19 protein-coding genes, 2 pseudogenes and 2 riboswitches are annotated in these 24,160 nt (G+C 69.2%); of the genes and pseudogenes, 6 read left to right on the top strand and 15 right to left on the bottom strand.

Annotated features, from left to right (window positions below):
* Position 1: 1 nt before the first annotated feature.
* The 4 genes from cobW to LXE91_RS13800 all read right to left on the bottom strand — a co-directional run bounded on the left by cobW (position 2) and on the right by LXE91_RS13800 (position 4,199).
* Positions 2-1,090, bottom strand: a complete 1,089-nt coding sequence (gene cobW, locus LXE91_RS13815; protein ID WP_039358602.1) for a cobalamin biosynthesis protein CobW — start codon at positions 1,088-1,090, stop codon at positions 2-4.
* A 26-nt stretch (positions 1,091-1,116) separates the two neighbouring features.
* Entirely contained in the window at positions 1,117-2,175 is a 1,059-nt protein-coding gene (locus LXE91_RS13810) for a HoxN/HupN/NixA family nickel/cobalt transporter (protein WP_039358605.1), read from the bottom strand.
* Between the two features lie 183 nt (positions 2,176-2,358).
* A riboswitch (cobalamin riboswitch) is annotated at positions 2,359-2,621 on the bottom strand.
* Between the two features lie 82 nt (positions 2,622-2,703).
* Positions 2,704-3,288 (bottom strand): EAL domain-containing protein, encoded by a 585-nt coding sequence (locus LXE91_RS13805; protein ID WP_278068088.1) that lies wholly within the window; start codon positions 3,286-3,288, stop codon positions 2,704-2,706.
* Positions 3,285-4,199 carry a CSS-motif domain-containing protein gene (locus LXE91_RS13800; protein WP_278068087.1) on the bottom strand — a complete coding sequence of 305 codons (915 nt, stop codon included), beginning with the start codon at positions 4,197-4,199 and terminating at the stop codon, positions 3,285-3,287. The genes LXE91_RS13805 and LXE91_RS13800 overlap by 4 nt, the downstream gene beginning before the upstream one ends.
* 297 nt (positions 4,200-4,496) lie before the next feature.
* Positions 4,497-4,733, top strand: a riboswitch (cobalamin riboswitch).
* Between the two features lie 170 nt (positions 4,734-4,903).
* Between LXE91_RS13800 and cobA the strand changes: the two genes are divergently transcribed.
* The 4 genes from cobA to LXE91_RS13780 are packed head-to-tail and all read left to right on the top strand — an operon-like array spanning position 4,904 to position 7,974.
* Positions 4,904-5,653, top strand: a complete 750-nt coding sequence (gene cobA, locus LXE91_RS13795) for a uroporphyrinogen-III C-methyltransferase (protein WP_039358610.1) — start codon at positions 4,904-4,906, stop codon at positions 5,651-5,653.
* Positions 5,650-6,027, top strand: a complete 378-nt coding sequence (locus tag LXE91_RS13790) for a cobalamin biosynthesis protein (protein ID WP_039358613.1) — start codon at positions 5,650-5,652, stop codon at positions 6,025-6,027. Before cobA ends, LXE91_RS13790 begins: the two co-directional genes overlap by 4 nt.
* 37 nt (positions 6,028-6,064) lie before the next feature.
* Positions 6,065-6,667, top strand: a complete 603-nt coding sequence (cobO, locus tag LXE91_RS13785) for a cob(I)yrinic acid a,c-diamide adenosyltransferase (protein ID WP_039358616.1) — start codon at positions 6,065-6,067, stop codon at positions 6,665-6,667.
* Positions 6,668-6,669: 2 nt separating this feature from the next.
* Positions 6,670-7,974, top strand: a complete 1,305-nt coding sequence (locus LXE91_RS13780) for a cobyrinic acid a,c-diamide synthase CobB (protein WP_039358619.1) — start codon at positions 6,670-6,672, stop codon at positions 7,972-7,974.
* A 70-nt stretch (positions 7,975-8,044) separates the two neighbouring features.
* Here LXE91_RS13780 and LXE91_RS13775 read toward each other — a convergent pair whose 3' ends face one another.
* The 3 genes from LXE91_RS13775 to LXE91_RS13765 all read right to left on the bottom strand — a co-directional run bounded on the left by LXE91_RS13775 (position 8,045) and on the right by LXE91_RS13765 (position 9,855).
* Positions 8,045-8,284, bottom strand: coding sequence for a type II toxin-antitoxin system RelE/ParE family toxin (locus LXE91_RS13775; RefSeq protein ID WP_232490759.1), 240 nt, complete (start codon positions 8,282-8,284; stop codon positions 8,045-8,047).
* A gap of 45 nt (positions 8,285-8,329) precedes the next feature.
* Positions 8,330-8,575 carry a type II toxin-antitoxin system ParD family antitoxin gene (locus LXE91_RS13770; protein WP_076841742.1) on the bottom strand — a complete coding sequence of 82 codons (246 nt, stop codon included), beginning with the start codon at positions 8,573-8,575 and terminating at the stop codon, positions 8,330-8,332.
* 116 nt (positions 8,576-8,691) lie between these two features.
* The gene (locus tag LXE91_RS13765) at positions 8,692-9,855 is read right to left on the bottom strand and encodes a M20 aminoacylase family protein (protein ID WP_039358627.1); all 1,164 of its coding nucleotides are present in this window, start codon (positions 9,853-9,855) and stop codon (positions 8,692-8,694) included.
* Between the two features lie 340 nt (positions 9,856-10,195).
* Between LXE91_RS13765 and LXE91_RS13760 the strand changes: the two genes are divergently transcribed.
* Both LXE91_RS13760 and LXE91_RS13755 read left to right on the top strand, forming a co-directional pair.
* Complete coding sequence (locus LXE91_RS13760; RefSeq protein WP_039358630.1) at positions 10,196-11,263, top strand: type IV toxin-antitoxin system AbiEi family antitoxin; 1,068 nt, start codon at positions 10,196-10,198, stop codon at positions 11,261-11,263.
* A 16-nt stretch (positions 11,264-11,279) separates the two neighbouring features.
* Positions 11,280-11,516: pseudogene (locus LXE91_RS13755) on the top strand (nucleotidyl transferase AbiEii/AbiGii toxin family protein); the annotation flags it as partial.
* A 48-nt stretch (positions 11,517-11,564) separates the two neighbouring features.
* Here LXE91_RS13755 and LXE91_RS43660 read toward each other — a convergent pair.
* The 8 genes and pseudogenes from LXE91_RS43660 to LXE91_RS13710 form a co-directional block, all read right to left on the bottom strand.
* Positions 11,565-11,981, bottom strand: a pseudogene (locus tag LXE91_RS43660) (type II toxin-antitoxin system VapC family toxin).
* Positions 11,978-12,244 carry a type II toxin-antitoxin system VapB family antitoxin gene (vapB, locus tag LXE91_RS13740; RefSeq protein ID WP_046196769.1) on the bottom strand — a complete coding sequence of 89 codons (267 nt, stop codon included), beginning with the start codon at positions 12,242-12,244 and terminating at the stop codon, positions 11,978-11,980. Before vapB ends, LXE91_RS43660 begins: the two are co-directional and overlap by 4 nt.
* Before the next feature lie 249 nt (positions 12,245-12,493).
* On the bottom strand, positions 12,494-13,510 hold the full coding sequence (locus LXE91_RS13735) for a GNAT family N-acetyltransferase (protein ID WP_039358635.1): 1,017 nt from the start codon (positions 13,508-13,510) through the stop codon (positions 12,494-12,496).
* A complete protein-coding gene (locus tag LXE91_RS13730; protein ID WP_039358638.1) occupies positions 13,510-14,349 on the bottom strand; it encodes a formyltransferase family protein in 840 nt (279 codons plus the stop codon). Before LXE91_RS13730 ends, LXE91_RS13735 begins: the two co-directional genes overlap by 1 nt.
* A gap of 86 nt (positions 14,350-14,435) precedes the next feature.
* Positions 14,436-16,673 carry a TonB-dependent siderophore receptor gene (locus tag LXE91_RS13725; protein ID WP_455550411.1) on the bottom strand — a complete coding sequence of 746 codons (2,238 nt, stop codon included), beginning with the start codon at positions 16,671-16,673 and terminating at the stop codon, positions 14,436-14,438.
* A 46-nt stretch (positions 16,674-16,719) separates the two neighbouring features.
* Entirely contained in the window at positions 16,720-18,096 is a 1,377-nt protein-coding gene (locus LXE91_RS13720) for a lysine N(6)-hydroxylase/L-ornithine N(5)-oxygenase family protein (protein WP_039358642.1), read from the bottom strand.
* A 32-nt stretch (positions 18,097-18,128) separates the two neighbouring features.
* A complete protein-coding gene (locus LXE91_RS13715) occupies positions 18,129-19,163 on the bottom strand; it encodes a GNAT family N-acetyltransferase (protein ID WP_278068086.1) in 1,035 nt (344 codons plus the stop codon).
* Positions 19,153-24,153, bottom strand: a complete 5,001-nt coding sequence (locus tag LXE91_RS13710; RefSeq protein ID WP_039358647.1) for a non-ribosomal peptide synthetase — start codon at positions 24,151-24,153, stop codon at positions 19,153-19,155. The genes LXE91_RS13715 and LXE91_RS13710 overlap by 11 nt, the downstream gene beginning before the upstream one ends.
* Between the last annotated feature and the right edge of the window lie 7 nt (positions 24,154-24,160).

Genomic DNA, 24,160 nt, shown 5'->3' with positions numbered 1-24,160 from the left:
GTTACGCCTGTTGCGGCTCGGCCGCGCATGCGGCGTCGAACGCGCGTTGCAGCGCGGCCGCGTCGAGATCCTCGCCGATCAGCACGAAGCGGCTCGCACGCGTTTCGCCGTCCTGCCAGCGACGGTCGAAATAGCTGTCGAAGCGGCGGCCGACGCCCTGGATCACGAGCCGCATCGGCGCGCCGGGCAGCGCGGCGAAGCCTTTCGCGCGGTAGATCGTGTGCGCCTCGACGACGCGCTGCAGCGCGGCGATCGTCGCTTCGCGCGTACCCGCATCGCCCGACACGACCACCGAGTCGAAATCGTCGTGATGGTGATCGTGATCGCCGTCGTCGGCCGAGCCGTGATGGTCGTGACGCAGGTGGATCGTTTCTTCCGATGCCGATTCGAGGCCGAGCAGCATCGCGAGGTCGAGCTCGCCGCGCGTCGCGCGCACGATCTTCACCTGCGGCGGGATCTCGTCGCGGATCGCGGTTTCGATCTGCGCGAATTCCGCGTCGCCGACGAGATCGGCCTTGTTCACGATCACGAGATCGGCGGACGACAGCTGGTCGGCGAACAGCTCGTGCAGCGGCGATTCGTGGTCGAGGTTCGGATCGGCGCGGCGCTGCGCGTCGACGGCCTGCGGGTTTTCCGCGAACTGGCCGCTGGCGGCGGCCGGCCCGTCGACCACGGTTACGACCGCGTCGACCGTGAAGCTGTTGCGGATCGTCGGCCAGTTGAACGCCTGCACGAGCGGCTTCGGCAGCGCGAGGCCGGACGTCTCGATCAGCACGTGGTCGATGTCCGCGCGGCGCTCGACGAGCGCTTCCATCACCGGATAGAACTCTTCCTGCACGGTGCAGCACAGGCAGCCGTTCGCGAGTTCGTAGAGCTGGCCCGCCGCTTCGCCCTGCGCGCCGTCGGCATCGTCGCAGCCGATGCCGCAGCCCTTGAGGATTTCGCCGTCGATGCCGAGCTCGCCGAATTCGTTGACGATCACCGCGATGCGGCGGCCTTCGGCATGCTGCAGGATGTGACGCATCAGCGTGGTCTTGCCGCTGCCGAGAAAGCCCGTGACGATCGTGACGGGAAGCTTGCGTAGGGTCATGGTAGGTCCTGTGTCGAATGAGGGAGTCAGGCCGAGAGCGTCACGTCGATCTCGTCGTATCGTTTGAGGCGGTAGATCGCGGCCGATACGATCCAGCACGCGAGGAACAGGCCGATCACGACGTAGCCGAGCATCCCGAAATGCGAGGCGACCAGCGTCGAGAATGCCCAGACGGGGCCCTGCAGCGAGAGTTTGTCGGCGAGCAGCGCGAGCACCTCGATGCCGCCGATCAGCGCGGCGACCAGCACCGACACGAACGTGATCGTCATGTTGTAGTAGATCTTGCGGATCGGCCGCACGTATGCCCAGCGGTACGCGCCCATCATCAGGATGCCGTCGGTCGTGTCGACGAGCGTCATGCCCGCGGTGAACAGCGCCGGCAGCACCATCACCGACCAGAACGACATGCCGCCCTGAACCTGCGTCGCGGAAATGCCGAACAGCGCGATCTCGGTCGCGGTATCGAAGCCGAGGCCGAACAGGAAGCCGACCGGATACAGGTGCCAGCTGCGCGACACGAGGCGGAACAGCGGCCGGAACAGGCGCGCGAGCACGCCGCGCTGGTTCATCAGCATGTCGAGATCGGCATCGACGATCGCCTCGCCGCGACGGGCCGCGCGAAACGTGCGGTACACGGAGATCAGGATCAGCAGGTTCGCGGCCGCGAGCACGAGCAGGAAGAATGCCGACACGCTCGTGCTGATCACGCCGCCCCAGGTCTTCACGCTCTCGAAGCGCGCGAGCGACGCCGCGGTCAGCGCGACCGCCGCCGACATCACGATCACCACGGTCGAGTGGCCGAGCGAGAAGAACAGGCCCGCGCCGAGCGGGCTGCGGCCTCCCTGCATCAGCTTGCGCGTGACGTTGTCGATCGCGGCGATATGGTCGGCATCGACCGCGTGGCGCAGCCCGAACACGTACGCGAGCAGCGCGGTGCCCAGCAGCACGGGCTGGTCGCGGAACGCGACGAAGGCCCAGATCCACGCGGCGACGTTGAACGCGACGAGCAGCGAGTAGATCGCGGCGATTTTTCCGCGCAGCCCGGACGGGCTGTCGTTGAACAGGCGGAGGAACGAGTCGAGCATGATGCTCCCTTGCGAACGGTCGACAGGGTGAATGCCAACACGGCTGCCGCGTGCCCTGCCCGTGCCGCCCGCCGCACGCCACGCCGGCGCGTGCATGCAGCGGACGGTTCGGCGGAGGAAGCGGGAAACACTCGGACGTCTGGGCGTACTGCGGCCGTGGACGATGCGCCGCCTCCCCGCGGCGCTGGATCCAACGTCCTGGCCGGTATCCGGGCTGACGAACACGCCGCTTCGCCTTCCCGGATGCACGGCATCCAGTGGCGGTCGTCCGCATGCGGCAGGCATGCGGCGAAGCGGCGCTGCGTCGTGGCGGGCACGACGCGTTCGCTTACCGTTGCGGGGGCAGCACAGGTTGGCTCGACTGCGGTGCAGGCAGGCTCCCTGTTTCCCGTTTAACTGCGCGCGCCGGAGCGGCACGCGCGAGCACCAAAACGCGTGCGAGTGTAGGCGGGTGGGCCGAGAGCGTCAAGACGACGGCCCGCGAGCCCACGCGAGCGCGCGTCGCGGCCGGCTTTTCGGTCCAGCGGCTCAGCCGGTTCCCGGCGACTGCGCCGCGATCGCGTGGCGCAGCGCTTCGACGGTATCGGGACGCCCGAAATACCAGCCCTGTGCACGGATCGACTGCCCGGGGATGTCGAGCATGTCCGCCTGCTCACGGGTCTCGACGCCCTCGAAGACCAGGCCGGCCCCGAGCCGGCGGGCGATCGCCAGGATCTCCGGAATGAACGAAGTGCCGTCATGCTGCGGCGCGACCGGCAGCAGCGAACGGTCGACCTTGATGTAGTCGATCGGAAGATGCTGCAGCAGGCTCAGGCTGGAGTAGCCGGTGCCAAAATCGTCGATGTAGACGGGATGCCCGAGCTCGCGCAATTGCCGCAGTGCCGGCACGATTTCCGGCAGCTCCACGGTCGACCGTTCGGTCAGTTCGACGCCGACATGCCGGCGCGGCAATCCGGCCGGCCAGCAGCCGTTCAGCGTCGCCATCAGGCTGCCGTCCCGCAATTCGGGCGCGCTGGCGTTGATGGTGACGCAAAAGTCCGGCCTGCTGTCGAACAGCACGCGCATCTCCCGCAGGACCGTGCGTACGACGAACGCCGTGACGTCGACGATCATGCCCGCGCGTTCGGCCTCGGCAATGAACACGTCGGGGCGGCCGGCCCGCCGGTCCAGCGGATCAGCGCTTCGGCGGAGACGATTCGCGATGACGCGCCCAGCGCAACGATCGGCTGATAGCGCAGGACGAATTGCCCGTTTGCCAGCGCTCGACGTATCTGCGCCGGGAGCGCGGCCCAGCGCCGGTGCAGCACCCACGCGCCGAGCCCCAGACAGCAGCCCGCCGCGCCGGCGGCGATCCCCAGCAGCCAGCCGGCGCGCCGACGCGCGTTCGCGAGCGCCTGCGGCGTCACGACGACGACGGTGCACAGCGGCACCCGCGCCGAGCAGAATGGTTTGCCGTCCCGAAACCCCGGCACCTGGCCGGCATCGACGTACGCCGGGACGCCGCGCTTGTCGAGTCCGATGACGAGCGCGGCCGGGTGGTCCTTGAGTTCGATCACGTAGTGCAGGCCCGGAGGCGGCGGCACCCTGAAGGCGTCCAGATCCATCAGCAGGTTCGCCCTCCCCCCGGCGACCACCAGCCCCAGCGTGTCGGGGCTCGACAACAACGGCACAGTCCAGAAGGCCGACATCGCGTCGGTCAGCCGGAATGGCTGCCGCTTCGGCGCAAAGGGCCTGGGCAGCACGCCCAGCATCGTCGTGCAGAGCAGATCGGGGCCCGACAGGCGTCCGACGTCCTTGATGTACTTCGACTGCACGGAAGCCGATCGCAACAGGCGCCGATCCTGGGGCGAGCAGGCGGCGTACGGCGAGGCATCGACGTCGGCAAGCGTCCTGGCCGCCGAGTCGAATACAACGTCGATCTGCTGGACGACTTGCATCCCCAGCGCGGCAACCGATCGCGCCAGCACGATCTTCGTGACCTGTGGCCACACTGCCAACGCCAGTCCTGCCGAAACGACCAGCACGCAGATAGCGAGTGCATGGCCGGCCCCATGGGAGGTTGTCCACCTGCGTACGTTCGGCATAGGTGCAGCGCTTTGCGATGTAGTGGTCATCGCCCTGCAGGTCCGGCAGAGCGAGCCGATTTTGGTATGGATTTCGTCAGCCTCGTGCGACCGGGGGCCCGAAGCCCGCGCCTTGGTCGTGACGTTGGCCAGAGGATCGCACACCAATATTACGGCCGGACAACGCAGCGCCGCCGGATCGAGTACCGAACGGATACGGGCCCGGTTCGCCGGCGCCGTGCCCGATGTGCGCTGTGCTATCGTAGCGCCGCGTTCGGTGCTCGCATGCGCATTCCGCGCGTGCAGTTAAACGGGAAACAGGAGGCGGACCACCGCCCGGCCTGTGCTGTCCCCGCAACGGTACGCCGCCCGCGCGACGCGCTTCCCCGCGCACGCGCCCAGGCCGCCCTCGATGCCACTGCCCTTCAGCCGGGCGGGAAGGCTGCGGCCCGGCAAGCGGCCAGCCCGGATACCGGCCGACGCAAGGGGCGAGCCCGACGCTCGCCGAACGCCCGATCCGCGGGGGACGGATGAGGTGCGCATTCCGCCCGCGTCCGCGCGAGCTTCGTTCGATTCGTCATGGTTCACCTGTCCGCTGGCCGCCGCCGGGCCGCCCGCCTGCCCCTTTTCCCCGTTACGACACGGTGCGCGCCGTGCCGCGCCCGATGAGCCGCGCCTGGCTCATCGGCGCCGGCCCGGGCGATGCCGACCTGCTGACGCTCAAGGCCGCCCACGCGATCGGCGTGGCGGACGTGCTGCTCGTCGACGATCTCGTGAATCCCGACGTGCTGCGCCATGCGCGCGCCGATGCGCACGTCGAGCACGTCGGCAAGCGCGGCGGCCATGCATCGACGCCGCAGGAGACGATCGTCGCCGCGATGCTCGCGCATCTGCGCGCGGGCCGCAGCGTCGCGCGGCTCAAGGGCGGCGATCCGTTCGTGTTCGGCCGCGGCGGCGAGGAGCTGGCCGCGCTCGGCGCGGCGGGATTCCCGGTCGAGGTCGTGAACGGCGTTACCGCGGGCATCGCCGCGCCGGCTGCCATCGGCATCCCGGTCACGCAGCGCGGCGATGCGCAGGGCGTGATCTTCGTCACGGGCCACGGCGCGGGCGCCGACGAACCCGACTGGCGCGCACTCGCGGCCACGCGCATGACGATCGTCATCTACATGGGCATTCGCCGGCTCGACGCGATTGCAACCGCGCTGCGCGAAGGCGGCCTGCCCGGCGAGACGCCGTGCGCGGCGATCGAGAACGCGACGCGCGTCGAACAACGGCACGTGCTCGCCACGCTCGACACGCTCGTCGAACGTATCGACGCCACCGGCATCGGTTCACCCGCGATCGTCGTGATCGGCCGCGTCGCGGCGTTCGCCGACGATCCCGCGGTACGTGCCGCGCTCGGCGGCGGCGCATGATGCGTGTCGCACTCGGCATTGGTTTCCGTGCCGGCGTGACGGCCGCGCAACTCGATGCCGCGATCCGCGCGGCGCTGATGCCGTACCCGGCCGCCGAACCGGCGCTCGTGGCCACGCTCGCCGACAAGGCGCGCGCCCGTGCGCTGCGCACGCTGTGCGCGCGACGCGGCTGGCCGCTCGTCGCGTTCGATGCGGCGCAGCTCGCGAGCCGCCCGGAGCTGGCCGCGAGCGGCCCGTCGGATGCCGCGCTCGCCCGCTTCGGCGTCGCGGGCGTGGCCGAGCCTTGCGCACAGCTCGCGGCGCCGCACGGCCGGCTGCTGGGCCCCAAATCCATCCGGGACGGCGTGACGGTCGCACTCGCCGGCCCGCTCTGAACCCTTTGTTTCGCTTTCTTTCGACAGGACGAATCCGATGAAAACCGACGCCGAATCCCATCAACGGATGACCGAACGCCGCCGTGCGGGCCACGAGAAGAAGCAGGCCGCCGCCGTCAACGAAAAGGGCCTGCTGATCGTCAACACCGGCAACGGCAAGGGCAAGAGCACGGCCGCGTTCGGCATGGCCGTGCGCGTGCTCGGCCACGGCATGCGGCTCGGTGTCGTGCAGTTCATCAAGGGTGCGCTGCATACGTCCGAGCGCGACTTCCTCGGTGCGGTGGCCGAATGCGATTTCGTCACGATGGGCGACGGCTATACGTGGAACACGCAGGATCGCGACGCCGACATCGCAACCGCGCGCAAGGGCTGGGACGAGGCGCGCCGGATGATCGAGAGCGGCGACTACCGGATGGTGATCCTCGACGAGCTGAACACCGTGCTGAAGTACGAATACCTGCCGCTCGACGAGGTGCTCGCGACGCTGACTGCGCGTTCCGATTCGGTGCACGTCGTCGTGACCGGGCGGCATGCGCCCGATGCGCTGATCGACGCGGCCGACCTCGTCACCGAAATGCGGCTCGTCAAGCATCCGTACAAGGAGCAAGGCGTGAAGGCGCAGCGCGGCGTGGAGTTCTGAGCATGCCCGCCTGCCCTGCGCTGTTCGTCAGTGCGCCCGCGTCGGGCCAGGGCAAGACGTCGGTGACGGCTGGCCTGGCACGGCTGCACCGCCGGCTCGGCCGGCGCGTGCGCGTGTTCAAGACCGGGCCCGATTTTCTCGATCCGATGCTGCTCGAACGCGCGAGCGGCGCGCCCGTGCATGCGCTCGATCTCGGGATGGTCGGCGAGGCCGGCTGCCGCGCGCTGCTGGCCGATGCCGCGCGCGACGCGGACCTGATCCTGATCGAAGGCGTGATGGGGCTGTTCGACGGCACGCCGAGCAGCGCCGACCTCGCGGCCGCGTTCGGCGTGCCGGTCGTCGCGGTGATTTCCGCGAAGTCGATGGCGCAGACGTTCGCCGCGATCGCGTTCGGGCTCGCGCGGTTCCGGCCGGGACTGCCGTTTCACGGCGTGCTGGCGAATCGCGTCGGGTCGGCCCGACACGCGGAACTGCTGCAACAGGCGATGCCCGACGATTTGCGCTGGCTCGGGCACGTGCCGGCCGATGCGGGCATCGCGCTGCCGGAGCGGCATCTCGGCCTGCACCAGCCGAACGACATCGACGATCTCGATGCGCGGCTCGATCGCGCGGCCGACGTGCTCGCACAGACGGCGCTTGCCGAGTTGCCGCCGGCCGTTGCGTTCGCGGAACCGGATGTAGCGGCGCCGCTGCCGCGTGCGCTCGCCGGCAAGCGGATCGCGGTGGCGCGCGACGGGGCTTTTTCGTTCATCTATCCGGCGAATCTTGCGTTGCTCGACGCGCTCGGTGCGCAATTGCGGTTCTTCTCGCCGCTCGCCGACGAACCCGTGCCGGACGATTGCGACGCACTGTTCCTGCCGGGCGGCTATCCGGAACTGCATGCGGCGACACTCGCGGCGAATGCCGCGACCGCGCGAACGATTCGCGCGCACGCCTCGGCCGGCCGGCCGATCGTCGCGGAATGCGGGGGGATGGTGTATCTGTGCGAATCGCTGACCGACGTGGACGGCGTGACGACGCCGATGCTGGGGCTGTTGCCGGGTCACGCGACGATGCAGCGCCGGTTCGCGGCGCTGGGGATGCAGCAGCTCGACACCCGCAGCGGGACGATGCGGGGGCATACGTTCCATTATTCGCGGCTCGAGACGCCGCTGGAACCGGTCGCGAATGCCGTGCGCCCCGACGGCGCATCGGGCAGCGGCGAAGCCGTCTATCGACGCGATGCGATCGTCGCGACGTACATGCACATGTACTGGCCGTCGAATCCGGATGCGGTCGTGGCGATGTTCAGCGGGGAAGCGTTCTAGATTCGGGATCGCTCAAGTCATACCGGGATTGCATGCCCCGTCGCAACGATCACGTGCCTGCTTTGTGCGACTACAGATGTTGTTCGATGTCCATGCGTTGATGCAGGACCCGAATCAAATCGATCGTGTATTCCGTTTCACGATAGAACACGACGTGGGAGCCCACGGCGTACCGGAAATATCCATCGCGAACAATGCAAGTCCGGCCGACCTTTTCACCGCGCGCCAGCGCTTCCATGGTTCCGATCAGATCGCGGTGGTAAAGGTCGGTTTGCTTGAGCGACCCACGCCCGACGGTATCGCGCCAAATGTCTTCGAGATCGAGTTCGGCCAGCGGGGCGAGCCGACGCTGCCTTTAGCCGTCATGCGCGGCCCGCATGCGGGCCAGGAAGGCCTCGCGGTCGAATGGCCTGAGTGCTCCCGATACCTCCCCGGCCTTCAACGCTTCCTGCAACGCGCGCACCTGCATGTCGCGTGATTCGAGAAGCCGCAAACCGGTTCGTTCGACGTCGCTTGCGGAACCGTATTGTTCCGATTGCACTTGGGTATCGACGAGTTCGGCAAAGTGGTCGCGCCGGGAAACGGATGCGTTTTGCGACATGAGTCATTTCTCTTTCAATGCGGCCATCGTTTTCCCGAGTCTGGGACTTCCGGCGCTCCGCCGTTGCGGCGACCTTGTCGATGCCCAACCTCGCGCCGTAAGCGTCGTTTCCGACGTCAAACCAGAAACGTCTCCGCCAGCTTCACCCAGTACGACGCGCCGGTCGGCAGCGCCGCGTCGTTGAAGTCGTAGCCGGGGTTGTGCACCATGCAGCCGCCCTCCCCGTCGCCGTTACCGATGATCAGGTAGCATCCCGGCCGCTTCTCGAGCAGGAACGCGAAATCCTCGCTGCCGGTGAGCGGCACCATCCCGTCGATCAGGTTCGCGTCGCCCACCCATTCGCGGGCGACGTTGCGCGCGAACGCGGTCATTTCCGCATCGTTGACGAGCACCGGATAGCGGCGCTGGTAGTCGATCGTCGCGGTCGCGCCGAACACGGCCGCCTGCGCATGCACGACTTCCTTGATGCGCGTCTCGAGCAGGTCGCGCACCTCCGGCTTCAGCGCGCGCACCGACAGGCGCATCTGCGCGCGATCGGGAATCACGTTCGGCGCCTCGCCCGCGTGGATCGCGCCGACCGTGACGATCGCCATGTCGAGCGGCGACACGTTGCGCGACACGATCGTCTGCAGCGCGATGACGATCTGCGCGCAGACCACCACCGAATCGACCGCCTTGTGCGGCACCGCGCCGTGGCCGCCCCGGCCCTGCACGTCGACGATCACCGTATCCGACGACGCCATGAACGACCCCGGCAGGAAGCCGAACTTGCCCGTCGGGAAGCCGGGCATGTTGTGCATCGCGAAGATCGCGTCGCACGGGAACAGCTCGAACAGCCCTTCGTCGAGCATCTTCTTCGCGCCGCCGAGCCCTTCCTCGGCCGGCTGGAAAATCAGGTTCAGCGTGCCCGAGAAGCGGCGCTCGCGCGCAAGATGCTTCGCGGCCGCGAGCAGCATCGCCGTGTGGCCGTCGTGGCCGCACGCGTGCATCTTGCCGGCGATCCTGCTCTCGTACGGAAGGCCGGTGGCCTCGTGGATCGGCAGTGCGTCCATGTCGGCGCGCAGGCCGAGACGCTGCGTGCCTTCGCCGACCTTCAGCTGCGCGACGACGCCCGTGCCGCCAAGCCCGCGGTGCACCGTGTAGCCCCACGACTGCAGTTGCTCGGCGACGAGGTCGCTCGTCGCGAATTCCTCGAAGCCGAGCTCGGGGTGGGCATGGATACGGTGCCGGATCTCGATCATTTCGTCGGCGAGGCCTGCGGGAATCACGCTGTGCGTCACGGTGTCGTCTCCTGTCCTGTGGGGAATGTGCAGCCAAGGATAGTGGGTTCGACGGCAACCGGGCAGACGGAAAGTCGTCGCGGTAGCAACCGTCAGTTGCCATATTGGGAACGATGCGCGACGCACGCAAGCTGGCCATCCGGACGACTGCCGCGCAGCAACCGAACGCGCCAGACTACGCGCCATCCATCGATTTCTTGTGCGCGAGGGCCCCGATGACTATCGTTAAAAATTATAAAATAGTGACTATGTATCAATGCCTTGCGCATTCTTGTTCACTTTTTGAGCATCGTACATTTTTTGTGTACGCTGACAAAAAATGAACATGCGATCCCTGTCGATGCCCGCGAATCCTGCCCTCTCCGTGTCGGAACAGCACGTGCTTGACGAAGCCTGCGTCGCGTTCGAACGCGCGACCCGGCGCTTTCGCGCACGGCCCGTGCGCGTGCCGGCCGCCTACAAGGCGCGCGCCGACGCCATGATCCGCTTCGACATCGCCGGGCAGACATTCGAGATGCCGGTCGCCGTGAGCCTGCGCGTCGAATCGCTGGCAGGCGCGCTGGCGGCATTGCGTCGAGGCGGCAGCGCAGTGCCCGGCGAACGCCCGTTGATGCTGGTCACGCCGCATCTGTCGGCCGAACTGGCCGCCGGCCTGACCGACCAGGGCATCCCGTTTCTCGATACCGCCGGCAACGCATGCCTGATTCAGCCGGAGGCGACCGTGATGATCGCCGGCCGGCCGAAGCCCGCACGTGCACCGCGCCGGCAGTCGTCGCGCGCGACGACGCCGAAGGGGTTGGCCGTGATGTTCGCGCTCGCGACACAGCCGGGCCTCGTCGCGCAACCGTACCGGGCGATCGCCGCCGCGTCGGACGTCGCGCTCGGCACGGTCAATCTCGCGATGGACGACCTGATTGCGCGCGGCCTCGTCGGGCAGCGCCGCAATGGCGAGCGCCTGCTTCCCGACTGGCCTCGCTTCGTGCAGGAATGGGTCGCGCTGTATCCGAGCCGCTTGCGCGCGAAACTGCCGAGCCGCCGGTTTGCCAGCCTCGCGCCCGACTGGTGGCGCAGCTTCGATTTCGCGGCATTCGATGCGCGGCTCGGCGGTGAGCCGGCGGCCGACCTGTTGACGCACGACCTGAAGCCGGCCGCGATCACCGTCTATACGCACGGTACCGCGTCGAACCGGCTGCTGCTCCAGGGCCGCCTGCGTCCGGACGAGGGCGGCGAGGTCGAACTCGTCGAAGCGTTCTGGCCGCCGTCTGCCGCACTCGACTGGCGCGAGCAGGAAGTCCCGGTCGTGCCGCCGCTGCTGATCTACGCGGATCTCGTCTCGTCCGGCGACAGCCGCAATCTCGCCATCGCCGATCGCATCCATGGCCGATACCTCGCCCAACCGCCCGCTTGAGGTCGACGCACGCCGGCCGGGACTCGCCGCTGCCGCGCTGCTCGCGCGACAGGCGAAACGGATCGCTTCGCCGCAAACGCGTGACGCGATCCGTGCGCTGTTGTCGGACGAAGCAACTTATGCCGTGCTCGGCCAGGATCTGTTGGCACGTGCATTTGCGCTGTTGCCCGGTGAATTCAGCGATGACGCCGACCGGTATCTCGACGCATTCCGCAACGCCTTTCTCGCAGACGAACCCGCGTCACGCGCTTGACGCGCCGATGCGCAACTGCCGAGCGACCGAACAGATCCCGAACGGCGCTCAGGCGGCCCAGTCTTCGAGCGACAACCCGGCCACACGACCGAACTCGCGGCTGTTGTGCGTGACGAGCACCGCACCGGCCGCGATCGCATGGCCGGCGATCGATGCGTCGTTCGCGCCGACCGGCGTGCCGCGCGCGGCGAGATCGGCACGGATCGCGGCTGTTGCATCGACGGCCGCCGTGCCCCACGACAGCACGCCATCCAGCCGCGACACAAAGGCCGTCACGAGTTCCGCATGCTTCGGCGATGCCTTCTAGCCGGCCGCGCCGAATCGCATTTCGGCATAGGTAATTGCCGAGACGACGATCCGGTGCTGCGCATTGACGCACGATTGCAACCGGGACAGCACCACGGGCGGCCGCTCGCGCATGATGAACGAACAGATGCTCGTATCGAGCATGTAGAGCGTGGTCACTGGCCGGACTCCGTCGGTGCGGCGCCGCCACCGTCGGACAGGTCGAAGCGGCCGGGCTCGATGACGGCCGGGCGTTCGGCGAGGAAGTCGGCGTCGGCCGGCGGTTCGCTCGCGAACGAGAGACATGTGGGCCGCACCGGCCGCAGCAGCAGCGTGTCGCCCTCGCGGCGAATCTCGAGTTCGGTCACCCCCTCGAACTCCATGTCCTTCGGGATGCGGATTGCCTGGTTACGAGCATTCTTGAAAATGGAAACGGTGCGCATGAGCCACTCCATGGGAGTACGATGCGCCCATTCTGGACATGTGCCGGCATATGTCAATTTCGGCGCACGCAAACCGGATGTCGCGCCCCATGCCGTCGCGGATGTTTTTGCCATGTCGAGGGCCTGTCGTCGATGAGGAGAGCGATCCATTCTTCACGACGCCGGCCGCGCGGTCCATATCCCGGACGGCCGATGCCCGCGAGCCACGGCGCCGCGCGCAACCTCGCGCCGCACCGCGCACCCGCTCCGTTACGGCAATTTGAAAGTGTCGAAGAATGTATCGCGCTCGATCACCGTGAGCGCCGCGCGCTTGTGCGGGAAGTCGAATTCCTTCAGCGTGTAGAACCCGAGCCGGTGCATGTACGCGATGTGCCGCACGTGATCGACGCGCGGCTCGCCCACGAGCCGCTGCGTGCGCGGTTCGTCGACGAACATGTAGTGCAGCACCCCGCTCCACCACGCATGCAGCTTGCCGGCGCTCTGGAAGCGCGAATCGCCGATCAGCAGGTGCAGCCCGCGATCGTAGTCGTGCGCGTCGTAGAACGGCGCGAGGCGGTCCTCCTTCGCCCAGTAGAACTCGAAATAGCCGAACGGCGTGTCGTCGAAATAGCCGATCATCGGGTGCATGTGCGGATCGGCGAGCCGCTCGGCGAGATATGCCGCGTGCTCGTCGCGCGTGCCGCGCTGGTCCCAGAAATGCGCGACGCGATCGAGGTTCATCCAGCCGCTGAACAGGTCCGCGTGCGCGTCGACGTCGACGGTGCGCAGGCTGAACGTCATCCCGACCTGCGGCATGTAGCGTGCATAGATCTCGCCGGCCGGCGACGGTGGCCGCACCGGGTGCCGGTGGCCGTTCGTGATCACATGGCGCAGCGGCATTCCCCCCGATGCGGGCGACTTCAGCCACGGCCGCGGGTTCTGCCAGAACGTCGCGCGCGACACGGTGAAGCGCAGCGCGTCGCCGGCAACCTGTGCGCCGTCGATCACGCCCTCGCGCACCGCGCGCGCGGCGTACGCCGCGACGGCTGCCGCATCGGCGCCGCCGAGCGGCACCGTGATCGTCGCCGCGTCGTAGCGCGTGTCGGTGTTGAACAGCGCGACGAATGCCGCGAGCAATACGTCCGGCGAGTCGTCGGGCCGCCACGCGTCGAGCGTATGCTCGGCGACGGCCATCGCCTGCCCGTGCGAGGCGCCGTCGAGCGCGGCGGCCACTTCACCCTCGACGGCGTCCGCGGCGCCGGCCGGTTTCGTCAGCGTGTCCTGCATCACAGTGCTCCCGCGTCGTGGCGATCGGCAAGGACATGCAGCCCCCGCTCGAGTGCCGGAAACAGGCTGCGCTGGAAGTTGTTCCAGCGCAGTTCGAGAATCGTGTCATCCGGCGCGATCGGCGTGTCGAGCACGTCGCAGATCACCTCGCCGGAATCGATGCCGTTGTCGACGTAGTGAAACGACGCGCCCGTCATCATCACGGGCTCGACGGACGACGTCATGCCGTTCGACCAGTCGACCCGTTCGCCGCGCGCGCCGTGCAGCGCGTCGAGCGTCGCCCATGCGCCGCGCCGCTGGTACGGCGAACCGTCGGCCGTGATGCCCGGGTGGATGTTGGCGATGCGCCGGTGAAAGCGCGCGCCGGGCCGCACGAGTTCGTCGAGGATCACAAGCAGCCCGTCGAGCACGACGACGTCGGCGTCGAGTTCGAGCAGGCGCTCGAGCAGGCGGCGCTCGAACGCCTGCTTGCCGGCCACGCGCTCGCGCGCGTCGCGCGGCAGCCGCCGGTACGTCGACGCAATCGTGCAGAACAGGTCGTCGACCGGCCGGCCCTGCACCGTCAACCCTTCCGGCAGGATCCACGGGCGGCCCGGCGTGCGGGCGAAGCCGTAGTCGGCGACTTTCGCGCGGTCGGCCGGCGAACCGTCATCGTCATCGACGATCACGCCCTTGAGCGTGTAGCGCTCGCCGAGTGACGAATCGTTCAGGCGTTCGACGAGATATTCGAGCGGCGCCTTCATGTAGCGCGTGCCGCCCTGATAAGCGACCGGCTGCCCGGCACGATCGGCCGCGCCGTTGCGCAGCGACTGGATGTAGACGAGGTTTTTCTTCGGCATGGATGGGTCGTGGAAAAGCGGACGAAGGCGCCGCGGCCCGCCCGCGCCGGCCACGAAGGCCGGCCGGCGAGCCGTGGCGCGCATCGTCACCAGTTGTATTTCGCGGTCGCGATCACGGTACGGTCGGTGCCGAACACACAGACGTTCGTCGACTGGCAACCGCTGATGTAGTGACGGTTGGCCAGGTTCGTCCCGTTCACCGCGAAGCGCCAGTTACGCGTGTCGTAGTGCACGCCCGCGTCGAACAGCGTGACGCTCGATACCGTCAGCGAGTTGTCGGCCGCACCGGCCGATGCGCTCTGGTAACGAATGCCGCCGCCCAGGCCGAAGCCCGCGAGCGGCCCCGTGTGCCACGTCCAGTCGGTCCACAGCGACGCCATCTGGCGCGGGCGCGGAATGTCGACCGGCCAGTTGTTCAGCGACGCGTCGTTGGCCTTCACGTTCTTCACGTCCTGATACACGTACGACGCGATCACCGACAGGTTGCGCGTGACCTTGCCGGTCGCGCTCAGCTCGATCCCACGCGAACGTACTTCGCCGGTCTGCACCGACTTCGTGCCGGTCGGGTCCTGGCTCGGCAGCGCCGATGTGAGCACGTTGGTCTGGTTGATCTGGTAGATCGCCGCGTTCAGCATCAGGTTCTTGCCGGGCGGCTGCCAGCGCAGGCCGGCTTCGATCTGCTTGCCGCGCGTCGGCTGCGGCAGCCCGCCGCCGACCAGGTTCACGCCGATCAGCGGGTTGAACGACGTCGCGTAGCTGACGTACGGCGACAGCCCGTAGTCGCCCTGGTACGTGAGGCCGACGCGGCCGGTGAACGCCGTGACGTCCGCCTTCGTCGACGTGCCGGCCGCACGGTCGTCCATCCGCATGTTGACCCAGTCCTCGCGGCCGCCGAGCGTCAGCGTCCAGCGGTTCCACTTGATCTGGTCCTGCGCGTACAGTCCGAACGTGTTCATCGTCGTGTACGTGTTGGTGCGGAACGTCGAATCGGGCGTAAACACCGCCGTCGTGACGGGCTGGTAGACCGGGTTGTAGATGTTCAGCGGCGGCGCGGCGGCGAGCCATTCGCTGTCGGTCGCGGTCTGGCGGTTGTACTGGAAGCCGAGCAGCAGCGTGTGCTGCAGCGGGCCCGTCGCGAAGCGGCCTTCGAGGTTGTTGTCGATGTCGAAGCGGCTGTAGTTCATCTGGAACACGCCGGCCCAGCGCGACACGTCGGTCGTGCTGCCGTCGACGAAGCCGTTGCCGAATACCGAACCGTTGTCGAGCGACAGGTGCATCAGGCGCGTGTTCTGGCGGAACGTCCACGCCGGCGTCAGGTTCCGCTCGAACTGATAGCCGACCGACCACTGCTTCTTGCGGTAGTAATTGAAGTTCGGATCGCCTTCGTACACGTCCTTGTTGATCTGACCGTTCGGGTTCGGCAGCACCGTACCCTGCGCGGGCAGGAAGTTCGACGAGATGTCGCCCCAGTCCTGCAGATAGGTGGCCGACAGCGTCAGCGACGTATCCGCGTTCGGGCGCCAGCGGAACGACGGCGCGAGCGCGACGCGCTGGTCGTTGTTCGGGCCGGTCAGCGCGTTGCCGTCGCGTGCGACGCCGACGAAGCGGTACGCATACTTGCCGTCCGGGTCGAGCTTGTCGCCGACGTCGATCATGAACTGCTTGCGCGCGTAGTTGCCGATCTGCACGCCGGCCTCGCGCACGCGCTCGCCGTCGGCGAGCTTGGTCTGCACGTCGACGATCGCGCCCGGGTCGCCCGCGCCGTACAGCACCGAGGTCGGCCCGCGCAGCACGCTGATGCTGTCGATCATGTACGGATCGACGCGCCAGCTCGACAGGTTCAGCGTGTTCGGCACCTGCAGCCCGTTCACGTACGCGGTCGGCGTGAAGCCGCGCAGCGCCGCGTACCAGTCGGAACGGTTGTCCGAGCCGTACGACGAGAAGCCCGGCACGTAGCGCAGCGCCGCGTTCACGTCGGTCGCGCCGGTCATCTCGATCTGCTGCGCGGTGACGACGTTGATCGTCTGCGGGATCTCGTTGATCGACGTATTGGTCTTCGTGCCGGTGCGGCTGCGCTTCGCGACGAGGCCGACTGCGCCGTCCCCTTCCGAGGCCGCGTTGACGTTGATCGTCGGCAGCGTGCCGGTCGACGCACTGGCCGACGCACTCGCCGCCGCACCGTTCTGCGCACTGCTGGCCGATGCCGCTGCGCCTGCGTTCACGGCCGGCGCCGTCTGGGCATGTGCCTGCCCTGCCGCCACACCGAACGCCACGCTCGCCGCGGCTGCGATCGCACGCAAACGCGTGCCTGTTGCCCACTCCATCTTTCTCTGCTCCACTTTTTTCATGCGGTCTCCGACCGCGCCTTTGTCAAAGAGCGAAAGCCATCCGGCTCGCGCTCGCCCCGTTTTCCTGTCGTTTTTCCTGTGTTGCCCGGGCCGCGCCTTCTTCATGGGCGGGTGCGATCCCGTCTTCGAGCGACGCGCAGATTTCGTCCGCGCGGCGCGCCAGCACCGACAGCAGCGTGTCGGACAGGCCGTGGCTGTCTTCGCAGCAGCCTTGCAGGTAGATGCGCGGCGCGAAGTGCTCGGGCGTCGCGAGCAGGTAGTCGCGCGTGACGTCGCCGCGTGCCAGCGCGTCGCCCAGATGCGGCGCGAGCGCTTCGAGCAGCGCCGAATGCGTGTCGCGGCGGTAGCCGGTGGCCAGCACGAGCGCGTCGAAGCGCTCGACGCGCGTGTCGCCGCTCATCCGGTCGCGCAGCGTCAGCTCGATGCGGCCGTCGGCGGTGCGCACCGCGGCCTCGATCGCGCTGTTCGCGAGCAGCGCATGGCGCGGCGTGCCGTCGATGCGCTGCAGGTACAGCATTTCGTAGATCTGTTCGATCAGCGGCCGGTCGACCACCGCGTAGTTCGTGTCGCGATAGCGCTCGAGCAGCGCGCGGCGCGCGTCGTGCGGCTGCGCATAGACGACATCGGTGAACTCGGGGCTGAAGATCTCGTTGACGAACGGGCTGTCGTCCGCCGGCTTCAGCGCGCCGGCGCGCATCACGAGGCTCGCGTCGACGTGCGGGAAGCGCCGCGCGAGATCGATGAACACCTCGGCCGCGCTCTGCCCCGCGCCGATCACGGCGACGCGGCGGCGCTCGCCGTCCGGCGACGCGACGAGCCGGTCGATGTCGGTCAGGTAGGATGACGAATGGATCACGCGGTCGCGGCCGAGCGCGGCGAACGCGTCCGGCACCGCCGGCGTGCCGCCGACGCCGACCGACAGCGCGCGCGTGACGCGCTGGCGCTCGTGACCGCCGGCGTCGCGCGACAGCACGCGCAGCGCGTCGATCCTCGCACCGTCGCCGCGCACCGGTTCGATCGCGAGGACGGTCTCGCTGTAATGGACGCGATCGTCGAACGCGTCGGCCACCCAGCTCAGGTAGTCGTGGAATTCGACGCGGGTCGGATAGAAGTTCTTCAGGTTGACGAATTCGTTCAGCCGGCCGCGTTCGAACAGGTAGTTGATGAACGTGTAGCGGCTTTTCGGATCGCGCATCGTGACGAGATCCTTCAGAAACGAGATCTGCATCCGGCAGTCGTCGAGCAGCATGCCGCGATGCCAGCCGAATTCAGGCTGGCGCTCGACGAAGCAATGGGCGAGCGGGCGCGCCGCGCGCCGTTCCTCGAGGCGGATGGCCAGCGCCAGATTCGACGGCCCGAAGCCGACGCCGATCAGGTCGAATACGGTTTCTCTCTGCATGTCTCAGCTCCCTTGTCGGTAAATCCGGCCCGTCAGACGTGACGGCCGGAGAAGAACGTCTCGCGCAGCGTGCGCATCCACAGCGGCTGTGCGTCGGCCAGCGCGAGACGGCGCTGCCGCGCGAAGCCGTGCCGCGCGAGATGGTCGGCAACCCGCGCGTGGCCGGCCGGTACGGCACAGCCGACCGCCTCGGTACGCGGGTCGTCGAGAAACAGGTAATGCACGACGGACGGCAGCCAGCCCGCCACGCAATGCGGGCCGCGCCAGCGCGACTCGCCGACCAGCATCCGCAGCCCGCGGTCGTAGTCGCGTGCCGCGACGTGCGGCGCGAGCGCGTCTTCCTTCAGCCAGTACGCCTCGACATACGCGAACGGTTCGCCGTCGAAGCAGCCGACGAGCGGAATCACGTGCGGATCGGTGCCGGGTGCGGTGCCCTGCGTGCCGTCCGTGCCGGGCTGCGCGCCCGGCCAGCCGTCGCGCACGCGCGGTTCGTCGAACCAGCGCGCGAGTCGCGCGGTGTCCTCGGCCGGCTGCCAGCCGCGCAGCGTGAAGCGCACGCCGAGCGCCGGCAGGTCGCGCGCGTAGACGTCGCCGCGCGGCGCCGGCGGCCGGCGCGGGTGACGGCGGCCGTCGGTGAACGTCGGCAACGTCGCGCACGGCAGATGCGGGCCGACGCGCCACAGGTCGGCCTGCTGCGCCCAGCCTTCACGCATGCAGCGGCCGCCGTCGGCCAGCACGCCGCTCGCGCGCAGCGCATCGAGCGCGACTGCGGGCCATGCGGCCGGGTCGAGCCGGATCGCCGCGTGGCGCGCGCTGTCGGAAAACGCCGCGGCCGGGGCCGCCAGCAGCGCACGCCGCTGGTCGGCCGGTGCCGCGCGATGGTTGTATGCGACGAGGCGCAGCGCGCCGTCGTCGCCGAGTTGCGCGCGCAGCAACTGCGCGCCGATGCCGTCGCCCTGCGCGACGCGGATCTCCACGCCGTCACGCACGGCGAACAGGCCGTCCGCGAACGCGAGGCGGTAGGTATCGAGCATCGTGAATCCGTCCGGACGCACTTCAGCCAGCATGGCGCGCCTCCTGCCCCGTTTCCATGTGCGCATCGAGCCGCGCGCCGAGTGCGCCGAGCGTCGGCGACGCGAACACGTCGGCGACCGTCAGCGCGTGACCGGCGCGGCTGGCCGCGTCGACGAAGCGCACGACGTCGAACGACGTCGCACCGGCTTCGAACAGGTCGGCATCGGGTTCAGGCGCAGCCGTCGCGAACGTGTCGGACCACAGTGCCGCCAGCGCGGCAGCCGCATGCGGCGCTCGCCGCGGCGTTGCGGCGCGCGCATTGCTTCCGGTCTGCGCGCGATGCGACGCCTGCGCAACGGCACGCGTGTCGGGCGCACCGAGCACCGCTTCCGACGCGCCGGCGAAACGCGCGACTTCGTCGTGATAGAGATCGACGAGCGCATCGACCAAGCCGCGATCGAGCAGTTCGTCCGCATACGAGAACGCGGCGCTCACGCGGCCATCCGGATGCTCGACGACGTCCAGCTCCAGCGTAAACACGACGCGATGGCGCACGTCGTCGAACCCGGCCAGCGACAGGCCGGCCCAGTCGCGCGCCGCGGCACCCGTCGGGCGCAGGTAGTTGAACATCACCTGGAACAGCGGATTGGCCTGCGCGGCACGCGGCGCGCGCAGCGCCGCGACGACGTCCGCGAACGGCACGTCGGCGTGCGCGTAGGCCATGAGCGCCGTATCGCGCACTTGTGCGAGCACGTCCGCGCGGCGCGCGGCCGGGTCGATCCGCGTGCGCACGACGACCGAATTGATGAAGAGGCCGAGCGCGTCGCGGGCCGCATCGCCCGTCAGCTCGCGCGTCGACGCAAGCACGCCGACCGGCTGGTCGGCCGCGCCCGTCGCGCGGAACAGCGCGGTGTTGAGCGCCGCGTGCAGCAGCATCGGCAGCGTCGCGTGCGCGGCCGACGCCGTGTCGCGTGCGGCGCGGATCAGCGCGCCGGCGAATTCGAACGCGATGCGGGCCGCGCGCCATTGCGGCACGGCCGGCGCGTTCGCGCGCTGCGGCAGCACGCGCGCCGGCAGATCGGCCAGCGCGTCACGCCAGTAGGCGACGCGGGCCGGATGGCACGGCGCGGGCAGCACAAGCGGTCGGGCGGCCGGTTGGACGGCCTCGTCGGCCGGCACGGCGCCGGCGCCGCCCTGCACACGCGCAACATAGCGCGCACGAACCGCATCGAGCCACAGCTCGATCGATTCGCCGTCCGACACGATGTGATGAATCGTCATCGACAGCACATGGTCGTCCGCGTCGAGCCGCAGCACGCGCGCGCGCCACAGCGGCGCATCGGCAGCCAGGTCGAACGGCGCGAGTGCATCCTCGTCGGTCAGCACCGCAGCGCGAACGAGCGCATCGGATTGCGCCGACAGGTCGATCACGGGCAGTTCGACAGAAACATTTGCATCGATCCGCTGGCCCGGCATGGCGCCGTCACGCGCGACGAGCCGCGCGCGCAGCGCCGGATGCACGGCCGTGACATCCGAGAAGGCCGCACGCAGCGCATCGACGTCGAGCGGGCCGCGCACCCGCAGCGCGACCGGAATGTTGTACGCGGCGCTGTCCGGCTGCGCGCGCCACAGGAACCACAGGCCGAGCTGCGCCGGCGACAGCGGCCACACGCCATGTGCATCCGGTTTGGCGACGGCCACGCCCGGTGCCGCCGCACCGGCGTGCGCCGCGCGCGGCGCATCGGCAACCTGCAACGCATACTGCGCGAGCACCGGCGCCTCGAACAGCGCGCGCACCGGCACGTCGCGGCCGAGCCGTTCGGCCACGCGCGTCGCGACGCGTACGGCGGCGAGCGAATGGCCGCCGAGATCGAAAAAGTGATCGCCACGGCCCACGCGCTCGAGATTCAGCACGTCGCACCAGATCGCCGCAAGCGCGGCTTCGTCGCCGTCGTGCGGCGCTTCGTATGCACGTTCGACGCGTACCGGCGCCGGCAGCCGTGCGCGGTCGACCTTGCTGTTCGCGTTGCGCGGCAGCGCGTCGAGCACGATCAGCTGCGCGGGCACCATGTAATCGGGCAGCGTGCGGCGCAGGTGCGCGTCGAGCGTCGCGGCTTCGACCGGCTGCGCGGCCGCCCGTGCGTCGGCGGTCAGTTCGACATAAGCGACGAGCTGCGCCAGTGCGCCCTGCCCGTGCACGACCGCGCAGGCTTCCCGCACGGCCTCGTGCGCGGCAAGCTGGGCCTCGATCTCGCCGAGTTCGATGCGCAGCCCGCGCAGTTTCACCTGGTGGTCGACGCGGCCGATGAAGTCGAACACGCCATCCGCGCGGCGCCGCACGAGGTCGCCCGTGCGGTACAGCCGCGCGCCCGGCGCGCCGTACGGATCGGGCACGAAGCGCTCGGCCGTCAGTGCCGGGCGGTCGAGATAACCGCGCGCGACGCCGATCCCCTCGCCGCCCAGGTACAGCTCGCCGATCACGCCGACCGGCAGCGGATGCAGCCGTTCGTCGAGCACGTGCGCGGTGCGTGCACCAACCAGCGTGCCGATCGGCAGGTACGCGGCGTCGCCGAGCATCGCGAGATCGTCGCCGGGCCGGAACATCCACAGCGTCGGCGTGATGACCGTCTCGGTCGGGCCGTAGCCGTTGACCACGCGCACGTTCGGCAGCGCGCGGCGCAGCATCGCGAACGCCTCGCGCGACGTCGCCTCGCCGCCGACCGTCAGCGAACGCAGCGTCGGCGGTGCGCCATGCGCGAGCGCCCATTCGGCGAGCTGCGCGGCGCAGCCGGGCGGCACGTAGGTCATCGTCACGCCGTCGCGGACCATCATCGCGCAGGTCTGCGCGGGCGGCCACAGCACGTCGGCCGTCACCGACACGGCGGCGCCCGACATGTATTGCGAAAACCAGCCTTCGTGCGCGCCGTCGAAGTTGACCGACTGGAACAACAGGAACACGTCGTTCTCGCCCGCGCCGTAGCGCTCGGCGATCGCCGCGCAATGCAGCGCGAACGACGCATGGTCGACGATCACACCCTTCGGCTTGCCGGTCGAGCCCGACGTGTAGATCGCATAGGCCGCGTGGCCCGGCAGCACGTCCGGCAGCACGACGTGCGCGGCTTCGTCGAGGGCATCGACTTCATCGGCGCGCCAGAGGCGCAGATCCGGCAGTTCGGGCAGCGACGCGGCGCTCGCGCCGTCGGTCAGTACGTGCGCGATGTTCGCGTCGCCGACGATCTGCGCGAGCCGTTCGCGCGGATGCGCGGGGTCGAGCGGCACGAACGCGGCGCCCGACTTCAGCACCGCGATCAGCGCGACGAGCAGGTCGACCGAGCGCTGCAGCGCGACGCCGACGCGCATTTCCGGCCGAACGCCGGCCGCCACCAGGTGGCGTGCCAGGCGCGCCGCGCGCGCATCGACTTCACCGCGCGTCAGCGCGCGATCGATATCGGCGACGCCGCGTGCGTCGGGCCGTGCGTGAGCATGCGCGGCGATGCGGGCATGCACGGGCACGAACGGTTCAGTCGCGGTTGCGCCTGCCGGTGCGTTCCACGCGAAGAGCTGCTCGCGCTCAGCGGCGGGTAGCCAGTCGAGATCGCCGATCGGCATGTCGGGGCGCGCGAGCGCATCGGCGAGCAGCGTGACGAAGCGTGCGGCCAGCCGGGCAATCGCGTCCGCTTCGAACAGGTCGAGCGCATAGATGAAGGCGGCGTCGAACGTACCGTCCGGCGTCGCTTCGACCGACAGCGTCAGGTCGAATTTCGCGGAGGGCGTACCCGACGGCAGCAACGCGGCCGATGCCGCGCCGAGCGCCGGCAGCGCGCGGCGCTCGCCGTAGGCGGCCATCACCTGGAACAGCGGATGATGGCTCGCGCTGCGCGGCACGCCGAGCGCGTCGACCACCTGCTCGAACGGCACGTCCTGGTGCATCTGCGCGTCGACGAGCGCGCGCTGCGTGCGTGCGACCAGCGACGAGAAATCGCCGTGCGCGGGCACGTCGACATCGATCGCCAGCGTGTTGACGAAGAAACCGATCAGGCCGGCGACTTCCGCGCGTTCGCGGTTCGCGGCCGGCACGCCGACGCAGATCCGCGCGTCGCCGGTCGCGCGCGCCAGCAGCGCATCGAGCGCAGCGAGCAGCACCGCGAACGGTGTCGCGCCCGATGCGGCTGCGAATGCGCGCAGTTGCGCACCGATGCGCGCGTCGAGCGAAAACACGTGGCGTGCGCCGCGCGCACTGCGGCGCGCCGGTCGTGCGGCCGCGCCCGGCAGCGCCAGCACGCCGCGTTGCGGATCGAGCCGTTCACGCCAGAACGCGAGCTGGCGGTCACGCTCGCCGGCGTCGAGCCAGCGGCGCTGCCACAGCGCGTAATCGGCGTACTGGATCGGCAGCGGCGCGAGCGGCACCGGTTCGCCCGACGCATAGGCGCGATAGAACGCCGCAAGCTCGAACAGCATCACACCCGACGACCAGCCGTCCGACACGATGTGATGCACGGTCAACGCGAGCCAGTGATGCGTCGCATCGAAACGCACCAGATGCGCGCGGACGAGCGGCGCCGCGCCGAGATCGAACGGCTCGGCTTCGTCGGCCGTCGCGACGGCTTCCGCGCGCGCCGTGCGTTGCGCGTCCGGCAGCCCTTCAAGATCGGTTTCGCGCCATGGGCAGCGCAACGGTGCATGGATCGTCTGCGCGACGCCGTCCTGCGCTTCGTCGAAGGTGGTGCGCAGCGCCTCGTGGCGTGCGATCAGCGCGTCGCACGCGAGGCGCAGCGCATGCGCGTCGAGCGGGCCCGTCAGTGCCAGGCGCTCGGTGATGTGATACGCGTCTGGCGCATCGATCAGCCGCGCATGCAGCCACAGCCGCGTCTGCGCGAACGACGCCGGCACGCGGTCGTGGCGCGGCGTGCGCGGCGGGATCGGCAGCACGCGGAAGTCGATGCCGGCCGCGCCGAGCTTGTCGATGAAGACCGCGCGCTGCGCGTCGGGCAACTGCGCGAAACGCGTCGCGAGCGCGAGCCAGTCGGGTTGAACCTTCGTCATCCGTCGT

Origin of the sequence: Burkholderia contaminans (genome assembly GCF_029633825.1) — a bacterium.
In the GTDB taxonomy this organism is placed as follows: domain Bacteria; phylum Pseudomonadota; class Gammaproteobacteria; order Burkholderiales; family Burkholderiaceae; genus Burkholderia; species Burkholderia contaminans.
The sequence above is the reverse complement of the archived record's forward strand: the minus strand, read 5'-3'. Positions and strand labels throughout refer to the sequence as shown.